19 protein-coding genes are annotated in these 17,419 nt (G+C 43.7%); 4 read left to right on the top strand and 15 right to left on the bottom strand.

Annotation, left to right across the window (positions count from 1 at the left end; genetic code table 11):
- Positions 1–5: 5 nt before the first annotated feature.
- The 14 genes from LOR49_RS01750 to LOR49_RS01685 form a co-directional block, all read right to left on the bottom strand.
- Positions 6–704, bottom strand: coding sequence for a response regulator transcription factor (locus LOR49_RS01750; protein ID WP_240374389.1), 699 nt, complete (start codon positions 702–704; stop codon positions 6–8).
- A gap of 234 nt (positions 705–938) precedes the next feature.
- Complete coding sequence (gene csrA, locus LOR49_RS01745) at positions 939–1,172, bottom strand: carbon storage regulator CsrA (RefSeq protein ID WP_240374388.1); 234 nt, start codon at positions 1,170–1,172, stop codon at positions 939–941.
- Complete coding sequence (gene fliW, locus LOR49_RS01740) at positions 1,172–1,627, bottom strand: flagellar assembly protein FliW (RefSeq protein WP_240374387.1); 456 nt, start codon at positions 1,625–1,627, stop codon at positions 1,172–1,174. The genes csrA and fliW overlap by 1 nt, the downstream gene beginning before the upstream one ends.
- 19 nt (positions 1,628–1,646) lie before the next feature.
- Positions 1,647–2,231, bottom strand: coding sequence for a DUF6470 family protein (locus tag LOR49_RS01735; RefSeq protein WP_240374957.1), 585 nt, complete (start codon positions 2,229–2,231; stop codon positions 1,647–1,649).
- A gap of 30 nt (positions 2,232–2,261) precedes the next feature.
- Positions 2,262–3,173 (bottom strand): flagellar hook-associated protein FlgL, encoded by a 912-nt coding sequence (gene flgL, locus LOR49_RS01730; RefSeq protein WP_240374386.1) that lies wholly within the window; start codon positions 3,171–3,173, stop codon positions 2,262–2,264.
- 22 nt (positions 3,174–3,195) lie between these two features.
- Positions 3,196–4,725 carry a flagellar hook-associated protein FlgK gene (gene flgK / locus LOR49_RS01725; protein WP_240374385.1) on the bottom strand — a complete coding sequence of 510 codons (1,530 nt, stop codon included), beginning with the start codon at positions 4,723–4,725 and terminating at the stop codon, positions 3,196–3,198.
- Positions 4,726–4,756: 31 nt separating this feature from the next.
- Positions 4,757–5,251, bottom strand: coding sequence for a flagellar protein FlgN (locus LOR49_RS01720; protein ID WP_240374384.1), 495 nt, complete (start codon positions 5,249–5,251; stop codon positions 4,757–4,759).
- Between the two features lie 75 nt (positions 5,252–5,326).
- Complete coding sequence (flgM, locus tag LOR49_RS01715; RefSeq protein ID WP_240374383.1) at positions 5,327–5,596, bottom strand: flagellar biosynthesis anti-sigma factor FlgM; 270 nt, start codon at positions 5,594–5,596, stop codon at positions 5,327–5,329.
- Positions 5,597–5,701: 105 nt separating this feature from the next.
- Positions 5,702–6,127, bottom strand: coding sequence for a TIGR03826 family flagellar region protein (locus LOR49_RS01710; RefSeq protein ID WP_275899450.1), 426 nt, complete (start codon positions 6,125–6,127; stop codon positions 5,702–5,704).
- 27 nt (positions 6,128–6,154) lie between these two features.
- Positions 6,155–6,979, bottom strand: a complete 825-nt coding sequence (locus LOR49_RS01705; RefSeq protein WP_240374381.1) for a ComF family protein — start codon at positions 6,977–6,979, stop codon at positions 6,155–6,157.
- Complete coding sequence (locus LOR49_RS01700; RefSeq protein ID WP_240374380.1) at positions 6,957–8,513, bottom strand: ATP-dependent helicase ComFA; 1,557 nt, start codon at positions 8,511–8,513, stop codon at positions 6,957–6,959. Before LOR49_RS01700 ends, LOR49_RS01705 begins: the two co-directional genes overlap by 23 nt.
- A 92-nt stretch (positions 8,514–8,605) precedes the next feature.
- Positions 8,606–9,451, bottom strand: coding sequence for a DegV family protein (locus tag LOR49_RS01695; protein ID WP_240374379.1), 846 nt, complete (start codon positions 9,449–9,451; stop codon positions 8,606–8,608).
- A gap of 155 nt (positions 9,452–9,606) precedes the next feature.
- The gene (locus tag LOR49_RS01690; protein ID WP_240374378.1) at positions 9,607–10,311 is read right to left on the bottom strand and encodes a response regulator transcription factor; all 705 of its coding nucleotides are present in this window, start codon (positions 10,309–10,311) and stop codon (positions 9,607–9,609) included.
- Positions 10,312–10,391: 80 nt separating this feature from the next.
- Entirely contained in the window at positions 10,392–11,561 is a 1,170-nt protein-coding gene (locus tag LOR49_RS01685) for a sensor histidine kinase (protein WP_275899449.1), read from the bottom strand.
- A 216-nt stretch (positions 11,562–11,777) separates the two neighbouring features.
- Here LOR49_RS01685 and LOR49_RS01680 point away from each other — a divergent pair, with 216 nt between their 5' ends.
- Positions 11,778–12,416 carry a YigZ family protein gene (locus tag LOR49_RS01680; protein WP_240374377.1) on the top strand — a complete coding sequence of 213 codons (639 nt, stop codon included), beginning with the start codon at positions 11,778–11,780 and terminating at the stop codon, positions 12,414–12,416.
- Between the two features lie 258 nt (positions 12,417–12,674).
- Positions 12,675–13,715 carry an LCP family protein gene (locus LOR49_RS01675; RefSeq protein ID WP_240374376.1) on the top strand — a complete coding sequence of 347 codons (1,041 nt, stop codon included), beginning with the start codon at positions 12,675–12,677 and terminating at the stop codon, positions 13,713–13,715.
- Between the two features lie 241 nt (positions 13,716–13,956).
- Here the strand turns inward: LOR49_RS01675 and LOR49_RS01670 are convergent, their stop codons facing one another.
- Positions 13,957–15,015 carry a glycosyltransferase family 4 protein gene (locus tag LOR49_RS01670; protein WP_240374375.1) on the bottom strand — a complete coding sequence of 353 codons (1,059 nt, stop codon included), beginning with the start codon at positions 15,013–15,015 and terminating at the stop codon, positions 13,957–13,959.
- 719 nt (positions 15,016–15,734) lie between these two features.
- Between LOR49_RS01670 and LOR49_RS01665 the strand changes: the two genes are divergently transcribed.
- Both LOR49_RS01665 and LOR49_RS01660 read left to right on the top strand, forming a co-directional pair.
- Positions 15,735–15,947, top strand: coding sequence for a hypothetical protein (locus LOR49_RS01665; RefSeq protein ID WP_240374374.1), 213 nt, complete (start codon positions 15,735–15,737; stop codon positions 15,945–15,947).
- 44 nt (positions 15,948–15,991) lie between these two features.
- Positions 15,992–17,380 carry a SpoIID/LytB domain-containing protein gene (locus tag LOR49_RS01660; protein WP_240374373.1) on the top strand — a complete coding sequence of 463 codons (1,389 nt, stop codon included), beginning with the start codon at positions 15,992–15,994 and terminating at the stop codon, positions 17,378–17,380.
- Positions 17,381–17,419 lie beyond the last annotated feature (39 nt).

Genomic DNA, 17,419 nt, shown 5'->3' with positions numbered 1-17,419 from the left:
GCAGGTTATTCAACCGAAACCCAGCCCTTTTCTATCGCGCGTTTAATGGTATGCGTCCGATCATTTGCTCCCATTTTTTTTGTTAAATGGCTGACGTGATTGTTTACTGTAGCAACGGCAAGATAGCTTTCTTTTGCTATTTTGCCGTTGCTTTTTCCTTCTAGAATTCCTTCTAGAATTCGAGTCTCCGCTCGTGATAATACTGTCCGGGCTCTCTCTACGTCCAAGTGCAGTTCTCTATCCTTTTCCTGTTTGTTGTTCGTCAACCGCCGGTATTTGTGAACGAGATAAGGCTGAAACATAGGATCTATGTAGGTGACAAAATGAAAAGAACGATAAAAGTGCTCCAGCCATTGCTTTGTATCTCTTTCTGCAGCCAGTAAAAATGCGACACTTTGGCGGATCATACACTCTAAAAGTTGCGTTTGTTGGACGGATACATTCACACCTATTCGGGTAAAGGAAGAGAAGGCTTGCAGTTCCAAGGCATTTTCCATTATTTCTTGCTCCTTGCAAACAATGTAATAGATAGCATTTGTCTGAAGTTCTTTTTGCCTAAGAGCAGAAATGCCGGACATTTCTATTTTCCATACTGGCTTCCCTAACGTGTCTCCTGCATGTTGCAATCGTTCGTCAGCTTGCGTATCAAAAAATAGTATCGGTGTCGTCAATTCCTTCTTCTCATGTTGACCGTTACATAGCAATAAAATTCCCCCTGCTGGCTAAGTGTTTTGGTAAGGAGAAGACAGCGTTTCCCTGGCTCCTTCTAGCATTCCCCATTCATTTTACTTTTCCGAACAGGTACAGACAAGGAGCGACAGTCCCTTTAGCTTCTGGAAAAAAATGCACTTGTTGGGATGGACTTACTACTTATGTCCTTTTAGACACAATAAAGACCTGTATTCTGCATGTTAAGCAAAAAACAGATCTTTCCCCGCCTATTGGTTTTTTATTTGCTGCGATAATTTTCTAAGAATTTCTAAGCTACCCGTACTGGCCGCTTCGCTGTTTTCCTGTTGAATCGAAAGGTAAATTTCTTTCCTGTGAATATCGATATGACTGGGAGCCTCAATGCCAATCTTCACTTGTTCCCCTTCAACTGCAATTACTTTTATTTCAATATCATCGCCGATTTGGATCGATTCATTGCGTCGCCTCGTTAACACCAGCATCAGCGTGCCCCCTTCCGCACCGCAGCTGCTGTTTTCGGAAAGAGATAATGCTTCGTCTCATAAGGTGAATCACTCATCACAAATTGTTTTCCTTTTTTCTCCTTCATGTTTATCACAATAGGTGCTTGTAAATTAGCGGTTGTATTCTTGAAAGGTTCTTGTACTGTTAAAATTGAAAAAATCGCGACATCGCTCTCATTTTCAATGGCCAGCTGCTCCACTACTTGATCCGTAAGTTTCACTTCGTAGCCTTGGAAGAAAGGAAAAGGGTTCACTACAATGAATGCTACTTCCGGCGTGTGAACGGACTGCAACATATAGAACAACTTTTCATCATCAAATGGCAGTAATACAAATTCTGTTTCCTCTTCAAATGCTGGCAGGCCGTGCGCGAACGTAATCCATTCTTCTCGGTTTATTTCCACTTCTCCAATATGTTTCGTCTGTAATTTCACAGGGAGCCCCACCTTTATGTTAAAACCGTTTGTTCACATGTTTTCCGCTCACCGAAAAATCAATACTCGGTTTTTGTTTCATATCGTAGTGTACTTGCCAACGATCGGCGGTTATCTGCGGATCGTTTTTCTGTACACGGATGTCTGCTTCCGCACGTTCCGCTTGGAAATGGATAGTACCAGACTTAACGTTAAATTTTACTTTAAACGCGTGTTCCGGTATAAAACCAAGTTCCGTATCGATGTGAAGCAGCTTGTTTCTTTTTTCTGCCAGCTGGGCAATCGCTTTTCCACCGCCGCCATTTTTTTCGATAGCACGCAAATAGTCACCGTCTTGTTTTTGGGTGCGTATGTACTCCAGTGCTGTTTGCAAAGCTTGCTGAGAAAAGTGGGAAGCCCGCTCTAGAGGAGGAATCAGTCCGGCATCCGCGAAAGCAGCTGATTGGTCGATCTGTAACGTTGCCGCTGTCGTTGAAATTTCAAGTGTATCCGTATGCCTTTGCCGGATCTCGAGATCAGCTGGCGGCTGTCGTATTTCTACGTGAGGCTTTTCCATTTGTATGCCTAACGCAGCCTCTGTCGTTCGGATCGCCACTTTCGGCATGTCCAAAATCTCTCGCCTCCTCCTAACCTTTTATCTTAGAAAGTCAAGCAGGCTCGGCTGAATGATACGCGCTCCCGCTCCAAGTGCCGCACGGTGAACGTTTTCCTGTGTCATTAAATCAATGATCACTTTTTCCATATCTGCGTCTTCATTGTCCGAAAGCACTCGTTTCGCGATCACTTCCTGCTCCCCTAAACGCCCGTCAATCATTTCTACCCGATTCAACCGCGCACCTATTTCCGCACGTTCGTTCACCATATTATTAATATGCTTATCGATCGTCTCCAAATGCTTTGTGAAATCTTCCCCGCTTTTTTCCGGGTTATGGAGGTCCAGTTCGATTTGCTTCAACTCCGAAAACAGTTCATTGCTAAAGACGTTTTGCGGTCTGGAATTAACGGGAATGGTCACGCCTTTTAGAAGCTCGATTTCTACGTCTTCTTCATTGGTAGAAGCCACATTTAGATCTTGAACATCCGTCCAGTCAGTTGGGAGTTTCGTCTCGTCTACCGGAGGATTGGTCGTGTCGGTTCCATTGAAGATATATTTGTTGTTTACCTTCGTATTTGCAATGGAAACGACGTGATCAAAAAGCTGGCTGACTTCTTTCGCGATATTAGCACGCTGTCCCTCTTCATAGGTGTCATTGGAAGCTTGATTCACAAGTTCACGGACTTTCTTCACTGCTTGAGTGGCTTTATCTAATGCCGAATCGGTCGATTCCATCCAATTGTACACTTCACTTACGTTGCGTTTGAATTGGCTTACTTCTACACTCTGTGTCCGGTAACGCATGCCGTTCATTGCCACAACTGGATCTTGGGAGGCACGGGTGATTTTTTTACCGGTTGAAAATTGATCCTGCAGCCTCCCTAATTTCTCGTAACTTTGATTTAAGTAGCGAAGAGAGTTCTGTGCCAGCATCGTCTGGGTTACTCGCATATGTTACTCACCTTTCCTTTCGTTATCTGCCGACGACTCCCATGTTGTTAATAATTCGGTCGAGCATTTCATCGATCATCGTAATGTTACGCGCCGCTGCATTGTAGGCATGCTGAAATTGGATGACATTTGTCAGCTCTTCATCAAGAGACACACTGCTCACTTGTTTGCGGCGGTGGTCAATACTCTCCTGTAAGTTCAGCGAGTTTGCCTTCATCTGCCCCGCTTCCGACGTATCAACCGCCATCTCTCCGATGATTCCTTGATAAAAACTTTGGACATTTGTTGTACTTTCACCGAATTCAAGTTTAGCGTCTTTTACATTGGAGAGAGCCAAAGCATTCGACCCATCCCCTGCAAATGATTCCGGATCAGTATCTTCCCCTTGGATTGGTGAGGCAGCAGCAATGTGATCAAGATTATCCATAATCGCATCGCTAACCTTCATATTGCCTGCTTTATCCCCATCAAAAAATGGAACTCCTGTCTCGCCATTGAGTCCGTATCCTTCTTCGTGCTGCTCGTTAAAAGCCTTCGTGAATGTCGAAACCATCTCATCAAGCTTGTTCATTAGATCCGGGTACGTACCTTCTACCTGCTTTTCAGCTTCATAACCAAACGCTTCAATCAGTGCTTTTACTTTCCCTGGGGAAGACAGGATGTCTGCTTCTTTATCATCAATGGAAACGTTGGTTACTGCTTTGTCCTCGTTCCTCTCAATAGTAATCGTTGAAAACGTCCTGTCTTCTCCGTTAACAAGTTTGATCTCTGAATCATCTTTATATGTTAATCTATTACCTGATTCATCCAGCAAGTAAATAGAAACTGTTCCCTCCGCGGCAGAACGAGCCTGGCCTTTACTTTCATTACGTTCTACTTCTATGTTCATCATCCCGGAAAGTTCATCAATGAGAAGATCTCGCTCGTCATAAAGTTTGTTCGGCATGAAGCCGTGAGGTTCGACGCGGGAGATTTGCTGATTGATGTTATTAATTTGTTCAAGCAAGGAATTGACCTGCTTTTCAGTCGTATTGATCTGCTCGCCCAGCTCTTTCTTATTGGCCTGCAACGAGTCGGAGATGTAGGTGATTGTTTTCGCAAGTGCAATACCTCTCTGCCTGACTACCGAACGCGCTCCTGAATCTTCCGGATGCACCGCTAAAACCTGAAGAGATTGCCAAAACTTGTCCATCGTACGGGCAATCCCGTTCTCAGATGGCTCGTTCATTAAATCCTCTATACGTGTATAAACATCGTGACGTGTCTCCCAGTAACCAGTCTGTGCCGTTTCACCGCGATACTGGATATCAAGATAATTTTCGCGGATACGCTGGACAAAATCCGCTGACACCCCGGTGCCTATCTGTCCAGGAACACGCGGGGCATTAAGCCCCGGACTCGGAAACGGTTCTGACTGTGTTAAATTCACACGTTGCCGGGAATACCCCTCTGTATTTACATTAGAAATATTGTTGCCTGTCGTATACAAGGCAGCCTGCTGGGCACTCAACGCACGCCGTGCTGTCTCAAGCCCGTGAAAAGTCGAATACATATTATTCCTTCCTTCTTAACTTGTTGAGTTATTAGGCCTTTGAGTCAAAGATCGAGTAACCTTCAGGATGCTTCCCCTCTTTACGGTCCGGATGACTATAATGAACCGCATCGGGATCCGGCTGTATCATATCTAACGTCAATTGCACAAAATGGAGAGAGTCTTCAAGCAAGCGTCGGTTCAGTGCTTCTGTTTGACGGAGCCGGGCCATTTCTTGCAGCAGGTTTTCCTGAAGCTTGAAAAGAGGTCCTTGATGTTCTGCAGGGAGATGTTTTGCCAGGTTACTAACCGTGCCCTCCGTCTCCCCTATGTTTCGCTCCTTAAAAAAAACCGACATCTTTTCCTGCCTGGTCCTCTCTGTCTCCTCTATCACCCGTATTAATTTACTTTCGTTTTTCAACAGTTCGCTTAATTGTTCCATATCATTGGCCTTGATCAGTTCCATTTTTTGGGAAGATAACTCATTAAGCTCCTTGTGTTGTTGAATGAGCAGGACCATTGCTTCCAAAATGGCTTTTATCGACATACGTCTCCCCGCTTTCTTGTCTATGAAGAGGACTGTCCCTTCTACACAACTCGGTTAAGAGACAGTCTTTTTTCTTTATTCCTTACCCGTCCAATGTCGGTAAAATTTATTTGCCGTTTTTTTCGGATCTATCGTATATTCTCCAGATTCTACTTGCTGTTTCAATCTCTCTACCTTTTCCTGACGAAGTGTATCAATGCTCTTCCCTTGCTGCATGCTTTTCGCTTCCTTGGAAATTTCCACTTTGTCTTTCGGTTGTCTAGATATGTTTTCTTTATCAATACGCTGAGCGTCCATCCGCTTCTGATAGGGATTATTCGCGGATCCAAGCGGGTTAATTTTCATTCACATGCCACCTCCTCTATCGATCATGGACAGTACCTCGTTCGGTCGTCCTATATTAGTAATTATATCGGATTAAGCAGGGGGTGTTTAAACAAGACGAATGTCTCATTTCAACCGGTCCTGAAGAGAATGATAGGTTCTGTAACGATTCTGTCTCTCATCCTCAGCTTTCTTTTCTCTTTCCTTTTCCCTTTCCTGTGCTTCTAAATCATCTTGAATACCATGATGACAGCCTTCACAAATACGTCCACTCCGAATCCCTTTCCCGCACAGTTCACAAGGATAGGTAATGTTAGGCAACTGACTCAAATGGAGACGCCCTTCTTTAATAAACCGTGTTATGTCAGCTTCAGAAACACCTGTCGCTTCTACTACTTCCATCATCGTAGCTTCACGATTTTCTCTCTTTCTTATAAAGGTATAAACGAGCTGGAATTTTTTTTCAATGTCTTGATGACACGTCTGGCAAATCGAACGAATCCCTTTCACAAACAACCTTCCGCACCTGGGGCAATTTTCCAAGCTACCCATTCCTGTCTCCCTCTTTCATTCTTTATTCTATCCTCTAAAAACAGTAATAGCTCGTACTTCTTTAATACCGTTTTTCTTCAATTCTACTGCTGCTTTTCTTAACGTCAAACCTGTAGTATAAATATCGTCAAGAAGTACAACTTTTTTAGAGGGAATGCCGTTTTTGGGCTCGATGAAGCGGAAAGGATTATCTTTTGCCATGAAACGTTCGCTCCGTGATTTTTTACTTTGTTTTTCATTATCATACATTCGTTCAAGAAGGAGAATAGGAATAGCAGGTGGTTGAAAAAGGGGTCTTTTCTTCCGGAGATTATGAAAGATAAATGAAAGTCTTTCCAGACCCGTGAATGGCGGTCTTAAAAAATCTGTCAGCAGTTCGGCTTGATTGAAGCCACGTTCATACTGGCGTTTCTCATTAAGCGGTATAGGTACCGGAATATAATCAGGATAATGGGTTACAAAGAAACGAAAGAGTTCATTGCGAAACATAAGGGCAATTGCAGCATCACCGCGATATTTCCACCTGGCAACGACTTCTTGCCCATGTTCATTATATACATACAACGAATGATTGCACGTCAACACCCCTTGCCAGGCAGGATCCTCCTCCCACTTCTTGCAATCGCGGCACACGTCACCCGCTGTTGGGAGGGACCGGCTGCATAAGGTGCACAGCCCGGCTCCAGAGGAAACAGGAATAAGCAGTTGTTCACATTCCTGACATACATATTCCGGCGGCTGAGCGGGGAATAGCGTTACCCAGCTTGTCTGTTTTTTTATTTTCTCCGTGCAGTACAAGCAATTATTCTGTTCCAAACCTAAAGTTCCCTTAAGTGGATTCTTCTTTTCCAATCGGGGTTACCTCCTTCTGTAAAAAAGGGAGCGCATTCATCGTTTTGATATGTTTATGTGCTGCTGCCATTGCTTTTGTTTTTCCAAAATGAAAAAATAGGACCTCCCCGTCTGGTTGTTCGTGACTTCGACCTACACGACCGGCAATCTGTACGAGGGCACTTTCTGTAAAAATCGAGTCTTCCGCACCGAAGACAGCTGCTTCAGCACCTGGAATCGTCACACCACGCTCTAAGATAGTTGTGGTGATAAGAATTGGAATTTCCCCTTCCCGAAATGCTTTCACCTTCTCATGACGTTCTTTGTCGGCGCTATGTACGCCGCAAATGGCTGGATCAAGCTTCTGAAGAATGGAAGTAGTTTTTTCCATGATCGCTACAGAAGAAACAAATAGAAAAACAGGTGTTTGTTCAGCGATTTTCGTGCGGCACCACTTACTCACTGCTGCTGGGAGCTGTTCTTTTTTCAGGCGTTTCCGCCAAGGGCCGCACCACTTAAAACGTGGAACCGGGAGAGGATGGCCGTGAAAACGGCGGGGAATCTTCGCTAAATCAAGGCGTTTGTGCTGCGTTCGCTTAATGAGCTCAGGAGTGGGGGTGGCCGTTAAATAAATGACAGCCGCGTCTTGTTTTTTTGCTTTATTGACCGCCTGGACCAGCGCTTCATCTGCTGTGTACGGAAAAGCGTCGACCTCATCGACGATAACGGTGTCAAATGCTTCTGTAAAACGCATCGTTTGATGTGTCGTCGCGACTACGAACGGCGAATAGCTGTTTTTATCGTCGCTTTTTCCGTGTAAAGCGGTGACCGGAATACCGGGAAATGACCGGGAGAGACGCGGAGCCAACTCCAACACAACGTCTGTCCGGGGTGTAGCAATAAGAACGTGTTCTCCTTTTTGTAAGGATTGTTCAATCGCTGGAAATAAGATCTCGGTTTTACCAGCTCCACAGACAGCCCAGACTAATAGTTCTGTTTTAGATTGGACACTAGAAACGATTTCTGCCGCCGCTAGCTCCTGTCCTGCTGAATACACCCCTTCCCACGTGCTTTGCACCTTCAACTCCAAGGGGGGAGGTGGGCCGATCCAGCGAAACAAGGGAGTACAAGCGGTTATTCTGCCCATCATGAGACAGTGACGGCAATAGGTACATTCCTTGCCGCAGCGTACGCACGGAAATACGCCAAATTTCTCCGGAGTGTTCGAATGACAACGTTGGCAACGGTATCTTCCGGCTTCAACTTGAAGTCCTGGACGAATAGTTACTAATCGAGATCGCAGAAATGGCTCCCATTCTTCCCAAGTCAGTGCCATTTCTTCGAAAAGAAGTTCTTTTCCAAACAAGTGGAACTGTACCTTTTTATATAAGGTTTTGGTTAGTAAACGGCGAGGTGTTTGTTTCATGAAGGGAAGTGCAGGAAGGTTGCTTACGACAGTCGGAGCAAGCTGAATGACGTCCGTACTTTCAATGAGAACTTGCGGCAGACATAGTGGGTGTTCATCTTCCGGCTGTAATACGTGACAAAAAAGCACTGCTATCACTCCAGTTATTTAATTGTTAGAGACATTTTTACGGAAATGCAGCCAGGAGAAGGAGAAAAAGCTCCTGGCCATGTGGGAGGGGGTTATAATAGGCACCAGCCAATTCCAATACTGCCTTCACCGAGGTGAGTTCCAATGACAGGACCGAACGTGCCAACATCAATCTCGACATGCGGATACTTTGCTGCTAAAGTCGCTTGCATTTCTTTGGCTTTGTCGGGACGCTTTGCATGAATGACTGTCGCACGCATCGGTTTTTCCGTATCGGCATCCTCTGCAAACAGGTCGAGAATCCGCTTTAATGCTTTTTTCTCTGTCCGTACTTTCTCAAAAGGCATAATTAATTTATTTTGAAAGTGAAGAATTGGCTTGATTTGGAGAATACTGCCGACGATGGCCTGGGCACCATTCAAGCGTCCTCCCCGCTGTAAGTGATTGAGGTTGTCTACCATAAAGTAAGCACGTGTACGCTGTTTCATCCCATCCAGCCGTTTTAAAATAGTCGCGGCTGATTCTCCTGCTTTTGCCATTTTTGCGGCTTCCACCGCATAATATCCTTGCGGGGCGCAGCTTATTTCAGAATCGAAACCATACACGTTAACATTCTCGACCTGCTGACCGGCAGTCAAAGCCGTTTGATAAGTACCACTGATCGCGCTTGACAGGTGAATGGTAATAATCGCGTCATGGGTTTCTGCCAGGTTCTCGAACACTTTGACAAAATGTCCTAAAGCGGGCTGGGAGGTAGAAGGCAGTTCAGGATATTCTCGTAACTTGTCGTAAAACGTGCTTGTCGTAATTTCCGTCCCTTCGGCGAATGTTTCATTTCCAAAGATAACACTTAAAGGTACTACGGTAATGCCGTATTCCTTCTGCGTCTCTTCCGAAAGGTAGGCGGTACTGTCTGTTACTACTGCTATATTCCCCATTCTTATATCCTCTCTTTGCCATCTATGTTTTCATTCATTTGCTTTCTTATATGATAAGCGGCAGGAAACACTTCTGCAAGAGATTACGATAGACGATATCAAAAACTCGGGCAAAAGAAAAAAGCGCCGCATTTACAGCGCTCGCTTTTCACCATTTATCTCACTTTCACCCAGCCTTTTTTAATTGCCTCTACTACTGCCTGGGTTCTGTCATTCACATTCATTTTTTGCAAAATATTGCTTACATGATTTTTAACTGTCTTTTCACTAATATAGAGTGATTCCCCGATCATACGGTTGCTGTATCCGTCTGTCATAAGCTGTAGCACTTCACATTCACGGCGAGTCAGCACGTGCAGAGGTTTTTGGTATTGAACTTCTTTGTAGCCGATTTCAGCACCTGCCTCGTCCCCCGTAGCGAGACGGCGGTATTCATTAATCAGATTATGCGTTACTTTTGGGTGAATATAGGCTCCGCCATTACCTACTACTCTAACTGCTTCAATTAATGCGTCAGCATCCATTTCCTTTAGCAAATAACCAGAAGCACCAGTTTTTAATACGTGGGTCACATAGGTTTCATCATCATGAATAGAAAGAATGAGTATTTTAACTCCTGGGAATTTCCTTATTAAGTTTCGAGTAGCTTCTACACCATTCATTCCAGGCATATTAATGTCCATTAATACAACATCAGGTTCATTGTTTTCAACGAGCTCTAATGCCTCATCCCCGTCGTCACCTTCTGCCACAACTTCAAAGTTCGGCTCCATATCTAAAATGCGCTTTACCCCTTCTCTGAAAAGCTGATGATCATCTATGAGAACTAATCTGATATGTTTACCAAGTCTATTTGGCATGATTCCCATCCTTTCCGGTCCATTACTTTTTATCATTTATTGTTTAATTAACATTCATGAGTGAGTGTCATAATTGGTTATTATCTGTTTAGGCTTTTTGTGAGAGTATTATCTTGTTGTGCCAAACCTTCTACCGGAACCCGGATAACGATTACGGTCCCCTTGTTCTTCGCAGAATCAATTGTTAAGTCACCTTTTAAAGCATGGATTCTCTCTTTCATCCCGATTAAACCGAATGTGCCTTCTTTCAGGGTTTCAGGATCAAAGCCCTTCCCGTCATCCTTGACTACAATCGTGACGGAGGAAGGCTTTGTTTCTACCTTTACTATTACCTCTTTAGGATCAGCATGTTTATAAGCATTCTGAACGGCTTCCTGGGTCAGTCGAAAAAGCCCCACTTCTACATTATTTGGAAAACGAAGGCTTTTGCCAAAATGAGTAAACCGGATATTCAATCCTGTGCGTTCCTCTACGTGCTTTAAATACTTGTTCAGGGTAGGTATAAACCCTAGATCATCAAGAGCCATAGGGCGCAGATCATATATAATGCGCCTGACTTCAGCTAAACTAGAGCGGATCATGGTACGCAAGTCGCGAATTTCTTCCATCGCAGCGTCCATCCCTTTTTCCTGGCTGACGCGCTCTACAATCTCAGAGCGCAGCAGGACATTAGCGAGCATCTGTGCTGGCCCGTCATGGATGTCACGTGCAACTCGCTTTCTTTCCTCTTCCTGTGCTTCAATAATTTGAAGACCAAATTGCTGTTTTTCCTTCGCTTCCTCCATCATTTCGCCGACTTCTTTCAAGTCACCTGCTAAAAATTGATGAACGATGGAAACGGAACTAAACAGATTTTCTGCCCGCTTAATGGTACCCTCCAGCAGGAGCAGGCGTCGCTCGATTTGATCGCGGCGTTTGCGCAACTGCTGTTCCTCTTGTTCCAAGAGCGCATGCTGAACTTGGAGTTCCTTGGCTTGTTCGTAGACATTTTTCACTTCTTCTGTCGTAAAACGTTGGAATTGCCTGCTCACTTCTGCTAATCGATTTCTCGCAAAACGGGCTTGCATTTCTGTCCGTTCCGATTTATCAATCACCTTTGCAACATTTTCACGCACTTCTATTAGTTCTTTTTTCAACGAATCATATTCTTCTCGTGTTTGTTCGCTTATCTCAAATATCTGTTCTTTACTCTGTTCCACCGTTATTAACATTTTGTTAATAATTTCATCTAGCGTCTTTGCAGCCGCCAATTACCTCACCACGCTTTTCATAGAAAGCTTGTTTGACAGATTGCTATGATTCGTTATGATTATTTTAGCACATTCTTGACACCCGACACGAGAAAGTGTAAAAAAATGCGTCAAAATCATATTTTTACTCATCTATTATAGAATATCACGTCTTAGACGTTTCGAATTTTACAATATCGTTATAGAACAATTACATCACCAGGAGGGAATATTATCGTGCTTGAATCTTATTATACGGTCAAACCTTATGGAAGTGGTGAGATCGTCATTAATAAATCTCGCTTTATATGTCATGTTAAACGAGTAACAACAGAAAAAGAGGCGCAAGCGTTCATACAATCAATTAAAAAAGACCATTGGAACGCCACCCATAATTGTTCTGCCTATATGATTGGTGAAAAGGATGAAGTCCAAAAAGCGAACGATGATGGAGAACCGAGCGGCACCGCAGGTATTCCTATGCTTGAAGTCTTAAAAAAACGCACCCTAAAAGATACGTGTGTCGTCGTCACCCGCTACTTTGGAGGCATAAAACTTGGCGCCGGCGGCCTTATCCGTGCCTACTCTTCCGCTGTTACGGAAGGCCTGCGCGCAACCGGTATTGTCGAAAGATGTCGAATGGCTGTTATGGCCGCAAAAGTTGACTATACATGGATCGGGAAACTGGAAAATGAGTTGCGAACTTCATCTTACCTTTTAAAAAATATTATCTATGAAGAAGATGTCACTTTTTTCGTTTATGTTCCTGTAAGCGAGACAGCCGTTTTTACCGAATGGATTACCAACCTTACAAACGGACAGCTTGACCTCACAACATCAGAAGACACCTATCTGGAAAAGGATGCGTCGTTTTAAAAATATTACAGCTGCTGATACACTCTTCCTATCGTTCTTCCTATATTGACTTCATTCGGAATAAATATTTCCGTGGAAATAATTTCCGCAATATTTTTTGCCGATTAACGTAACTTTACGGTAGTGATACTCGTCTTAACAAGAAGTTGGACTGATGATCACGATTTTCTTGACAATGTGCAGAATTTTGTTTACGTAATCTGATAGTTTATGTAAAATAGATGAGGTTACCGAGCTCAATGATAAGGAGAATGAATAATGGCTAAGCAGCTGCCTGACTCAAGGGTACGGCGTCGTAAACGGAGAAGCCGCCGTATCATTAAAATATTTATGTTTACTGGACTACTCTCATTTATTCTGTTGGGAAGCGCCATCGGCTATTTCGCCTGGAAACTCAGCGATGTAGCCGCCGATACCCAAGAATCTTTAGAGAGAGGCGGAAAATCAGAATTAAGGGACGTTGCAGTTGATCCAAAACACGACAATATCTCGGTCCTTTTCTTAGGAGTGGATGATCGGGAAGGTGAACTAGAAGGCCGTACCGATGCGATGGTGCTTGCTACATTTAATAAAGACCAAGAATCTGTAAGAATCACGAGTATTCCAAGGGATTCTCTTGTTAACATTCCTGGCAGAGGCGAAGATAAAATCACTCATGCTCACGCGTTCGGCGGAACCGAATTAGCCATACAGACAGTTGAAAACTTGTTCGATATTCCAGTTGATTATTTTGTAAAGCTCAATTTCGAAGCATTCGTTGAGATCATTAATGCCTTAGATGGAGTCCAAGTTGACGTTCCTTTTACGTTCAGCGAGCAGGATAGCAGCGGGAATCACGGAGCCATTACTATTCACGAAGGGATACAGACGCTTAATGGGGAAGAAGCGTTGGCCTACGCACGGATGAGAAAACAAGACCCACGTGGGGATCTGGGACGCGGCGAACGCCAGCAGCAAATTATTGAAGCTATCATCCGGAAGAGTGCTTCCCTTTCCTCCATTCGAAACTATGATGATGTGCTGCAAAGTGTGCAAGACCACATGAGCACGAATCTTTCATTCGGTAATATGGTCTCTTTGCACCGATACGCAAGCTCTATCGATGATATTAAACGTTTGCAGCTCGAAGGCACAGACTCCTATATTAACAATGTTTATTATTATCAGCTTAAAGATGAATCTAAGGAAAATATTAGACAGCAACTGAAAGCTCATTTGGAGGTTACTACTAACACCAATAATGGGGTCTCTACACCTCCCACCTCTTCAGCCAGTGAGGACCATCCTTCTGCTAATTAAATAAACTGGGACAACACCCAGTCAATAAATAAGGCCCTCACGATTGTGAGGGTCTTCTGCGTAAAAGGGTAGATTGTCCAAGAACGCATTCGCTTGCCGCGGGCAAAGCTTCAGCTCTTGCTTTTCCCGCAGGTGTCTTATGATTTTTGACAATCCACGCATTCCTTTTCATTTTATTTAACCAAAAAAACGCTTCCGACTATCATTTTTAAGATAATCGGAAGCGTTTTTTATTTTGGGTTTAAGAACGCTTAGGTGTGTTGGAGAGTTTGTTCATTAAATTAAGAACAGGGCGATAGCGGTTGCCGGCTAATCCGATTCGTTCCGCCATCAATTCCACTCCAATTAAGAGGAACATCATAATGACGAGTGATACCCACAGCGTAGAAATCGTAAAAATTACCGCGGAAACTCCAAAAAAAGCACTTAGAGCATAAATGATTAACACTGTCTGACGATGGGAGTACCCCAACCTCAGCAAGCAATGGTGAAGATGCGACTTATCTGGTGCAGACAACGGCTGCTTGTTTACCATTCGTCGTATAATAGCGAAAATAGTATCAGAAATTGGCACAGCCAGAATAATGACCGGCACCACGAGAGAGAATATAGTTACGTTTTTAAAACCAAGCAATGCGATAACCGCAATCATAAAGCCAAGAAACAACGCTCCTGTATCCCCCATGAATATCTTGGCCGGGTTGAAATTGTGTACAAGAAAACCTAATGTACCACCAAGAAGCGCGATTCCAAGTGCAACGATGAAGATATCGTTCTGAATGATGGCAAGGACTGAAATAGTGGCCAGCACAATAGAAGAAACTCCAGCTGCAAGGCCGTCAAGACCATCAATTAAGTTAATCGCATTCGTAATACCGATGATCCACAATAACGTAATAGGGATGCTTAACCATCCCAATTCTAATCTTGCATCAAACGGTAAATTAATGAACTGAACTTCTACACCGCCAATCAAAACGATCACCGCTGCAGCTATTTGGCCCAGTAATTTCCATTTGGCCGATAACTCAAACATGTCGTCAAGAAAACCGGTAATGATAATAATGGTACCGCCTGCCACAATATAGGGCATGTAGGCATTGTGCGGCTGCAGAATAAAAAGTCCAGCTAAAAACGCCACGTATATTGAAAGACCACCAAGTCTTGCCATTGAACCTTTGTGAACTTTACGGTGGTTCGGTTGATCCGTTGCTCCAATTCGAAACGCTAATTTTTTCACTAATGGAGTTAAAAACAGAGATAATAAAAAACACGTAACCAGTGCCAATGCGGTCGTCATTTTGACCCTCCTTTTATACCGTTCCCATACTCGATTCTTTTATAACTAAAGAAAAACATTTTTTATGTTTAAATAGTGAATCAGTTTCAAGAGTCTTATAAACATGAATAATAATATAACAAAATTATAAATTATTCGTTTCCCTTGTATAGCAGTGTTGATTGCAACGGAAGGCGGCGACTCCAGCGCGTCGGCTAAAAGCGGTCACGTCCTGTGACCAACGCCGACACTAGAACGTCCTGTTCGTCGAAAGCAACAGCCGAAAATTCCGAAGGAAGGAACAAAGGCTAAGAACGCCACGTCCTGTGGCAACGCCTTTGTGACCAACATCCTGTTGGCCCGAGGCGTTGCCCGCGGAAAGCGTCCGCCTGCAGTGGAAATCAACCGTTCTATCTATACACGAATGGTTCGGGTCTCAGTAACTGTATATGAATTGTGAAATTGACTCTATTTTTTAAAACACAAACTTACAATCTATCATCTTCAAAACGACTCCCATCGAATTATATCATAATATGTACAAAGTAGAACTCTTTTAATCAATTTTACAAATTTCATACACATTTTCCAGTCTGCTAACTAACGAATCTTTTATTAAAAACACCGAGGTGATATAATACACTAGAATATATTTCTATTAAACTCTCATGTTTCCTCTATTTCCTTCTTGATCCGCAAAAAAACTTCAATTTTTCTTCACGAAAGGAGGCGAATATTGTATGAAAAGATGGTTTCTTGCCGGGGCAGCGAGCAGTATTTTAGCACTCGGGGCAGTCGTACAGACACCAGCACTCGCACAATCAGAGCCGGTGCTCGCTAGTGTTGAGTGGGTTGTTTCTCAGATTGAGCCTTTAGAGGATCGAATCAATCTTCTTGAAGACCGAGTTGATAAATTAGAAAAAGAAGTCGAACGTTTGAAAAGCGAACAGTAACATGTTAAAAACTCTTGGTTACATAGAAGGACTGATATTTCAATATGCATAAGAAACTTACCGGTCTGCTGGTGGCTGTCTGTTTACTCGTCTTGATGGCAGCAAATGTAGAGGCAGCGGCCCCTAACGACCTATATGATGAACCGATCACTGTTAAACTGGTACCTTCTGTGAATTTTGATGCGACCCTATACGGTTCATACGAATTGATCGACCTGAAGGACCAGGAAAAAATAAAAATCGGCAATAACGTCCAATTTCGCCATGCGAGTGACAAAGTTGTCGTTAAATTATCTGGAGACAAAAGCGTCTCTTCTACCCAAGGCTACATTTTGCAGGAGTCCCCTGTTTCAAGCCGCAATTATGTAAGTCTCACTTCCGTACTTCGGGCAGGTACTGATTTTAAGCAGACGGATTACCGTGGTTCCTTTGTTATCAAGCCAAGCGCGAAGAACAATCAAGATGATAAAACAGACCGCTTGCAGCTCTTTAATGTTCTTGGTATAGAGGATTATTTAAAGGGCGTTGTACCAAAGGAAATGTCTGCATCCTGGCCAAAAGAAGCATTGAAAGCGCAAGCGGTTGCTGCCCGCAATTACGCAAAAGTAAACATGGATGCTAATACGTTTTTGTTTGATACCGTTAAGCATCAAGTATACCATGGGCGCTCCGGCGAGGCAGGCCGCAGTAATGAGGCCGTTACCGAGACAAAGGGCACGTATGCGGTTTATAATGGCGCTCTCATTTATGCTTATTTTCATGCGAGTTCCGGGGGGTATACGGACAATAGTGAAAATGTGTGGTCCGGCAAGGTCCCTTATATTCGGGCTGTGAAGGATCCATACGATTTGCACAACGCTAATCCGAATACCAATTGGACAGCAACGGTTACACGAGACGAGGCGGATAAAGCAATTTTCCCTGAGAAAGAATGGGAACTTGCCCGCTTAGAAGTAATTGAAAAAAGCAAGGCAGGACGTGTTCAGAAAATACGTGCCACAGCGATTCATTCAACCACTGGGAAAGAACGGGTGAAAATCCTACCGGATGGAGCCTCCCCTGATTCTCTGCGCTGGGCACTGGGCACGACGTTGAAAAGTAATATATTTGACATGAAAGAAAGAGGTGCCAACGCTGTTTCGGTGAAGATGGGCGATGGCAGTGTAAAATCTTACAACAGTGCGATTGGTATGAAAATGCGCCAGAAAGATGGTACGGACAATGCTATTTCGTATGAGAATTTAGCCGTGCGAACACCAACAGGCATTCAGTATGCAAACACTGCTCCCGCCTCTTACACCTTCACAGGAAAAGGTTGGGGACATGGACTTGGTATGAGCCAATGGGGTGCTTATAAAATGGCGAAAGACGGCAAGTCTTACCGTGAAATCCTCAAGCATTACTATACAGGCATTGATATAGTAAAACGATAAAACAGACAAAAAAGCTGTCAACGGGACTACCCGGGACAG

This window comes from Bacillus piscicola (assembly GCF_022458745.1).
Classification (GTDB): domain Bacteria; phylum Bacillota; class Bacilli; order Bacillales; family Marinococcaceae; genus Alteribacillus_A; species Alteribacillus_A piscicola.
The sequence above is the reverse complement of the archived record's forward strand: the minus strand, read 5'-3'. Positions and strand labels throughout refer to the sequence as shown.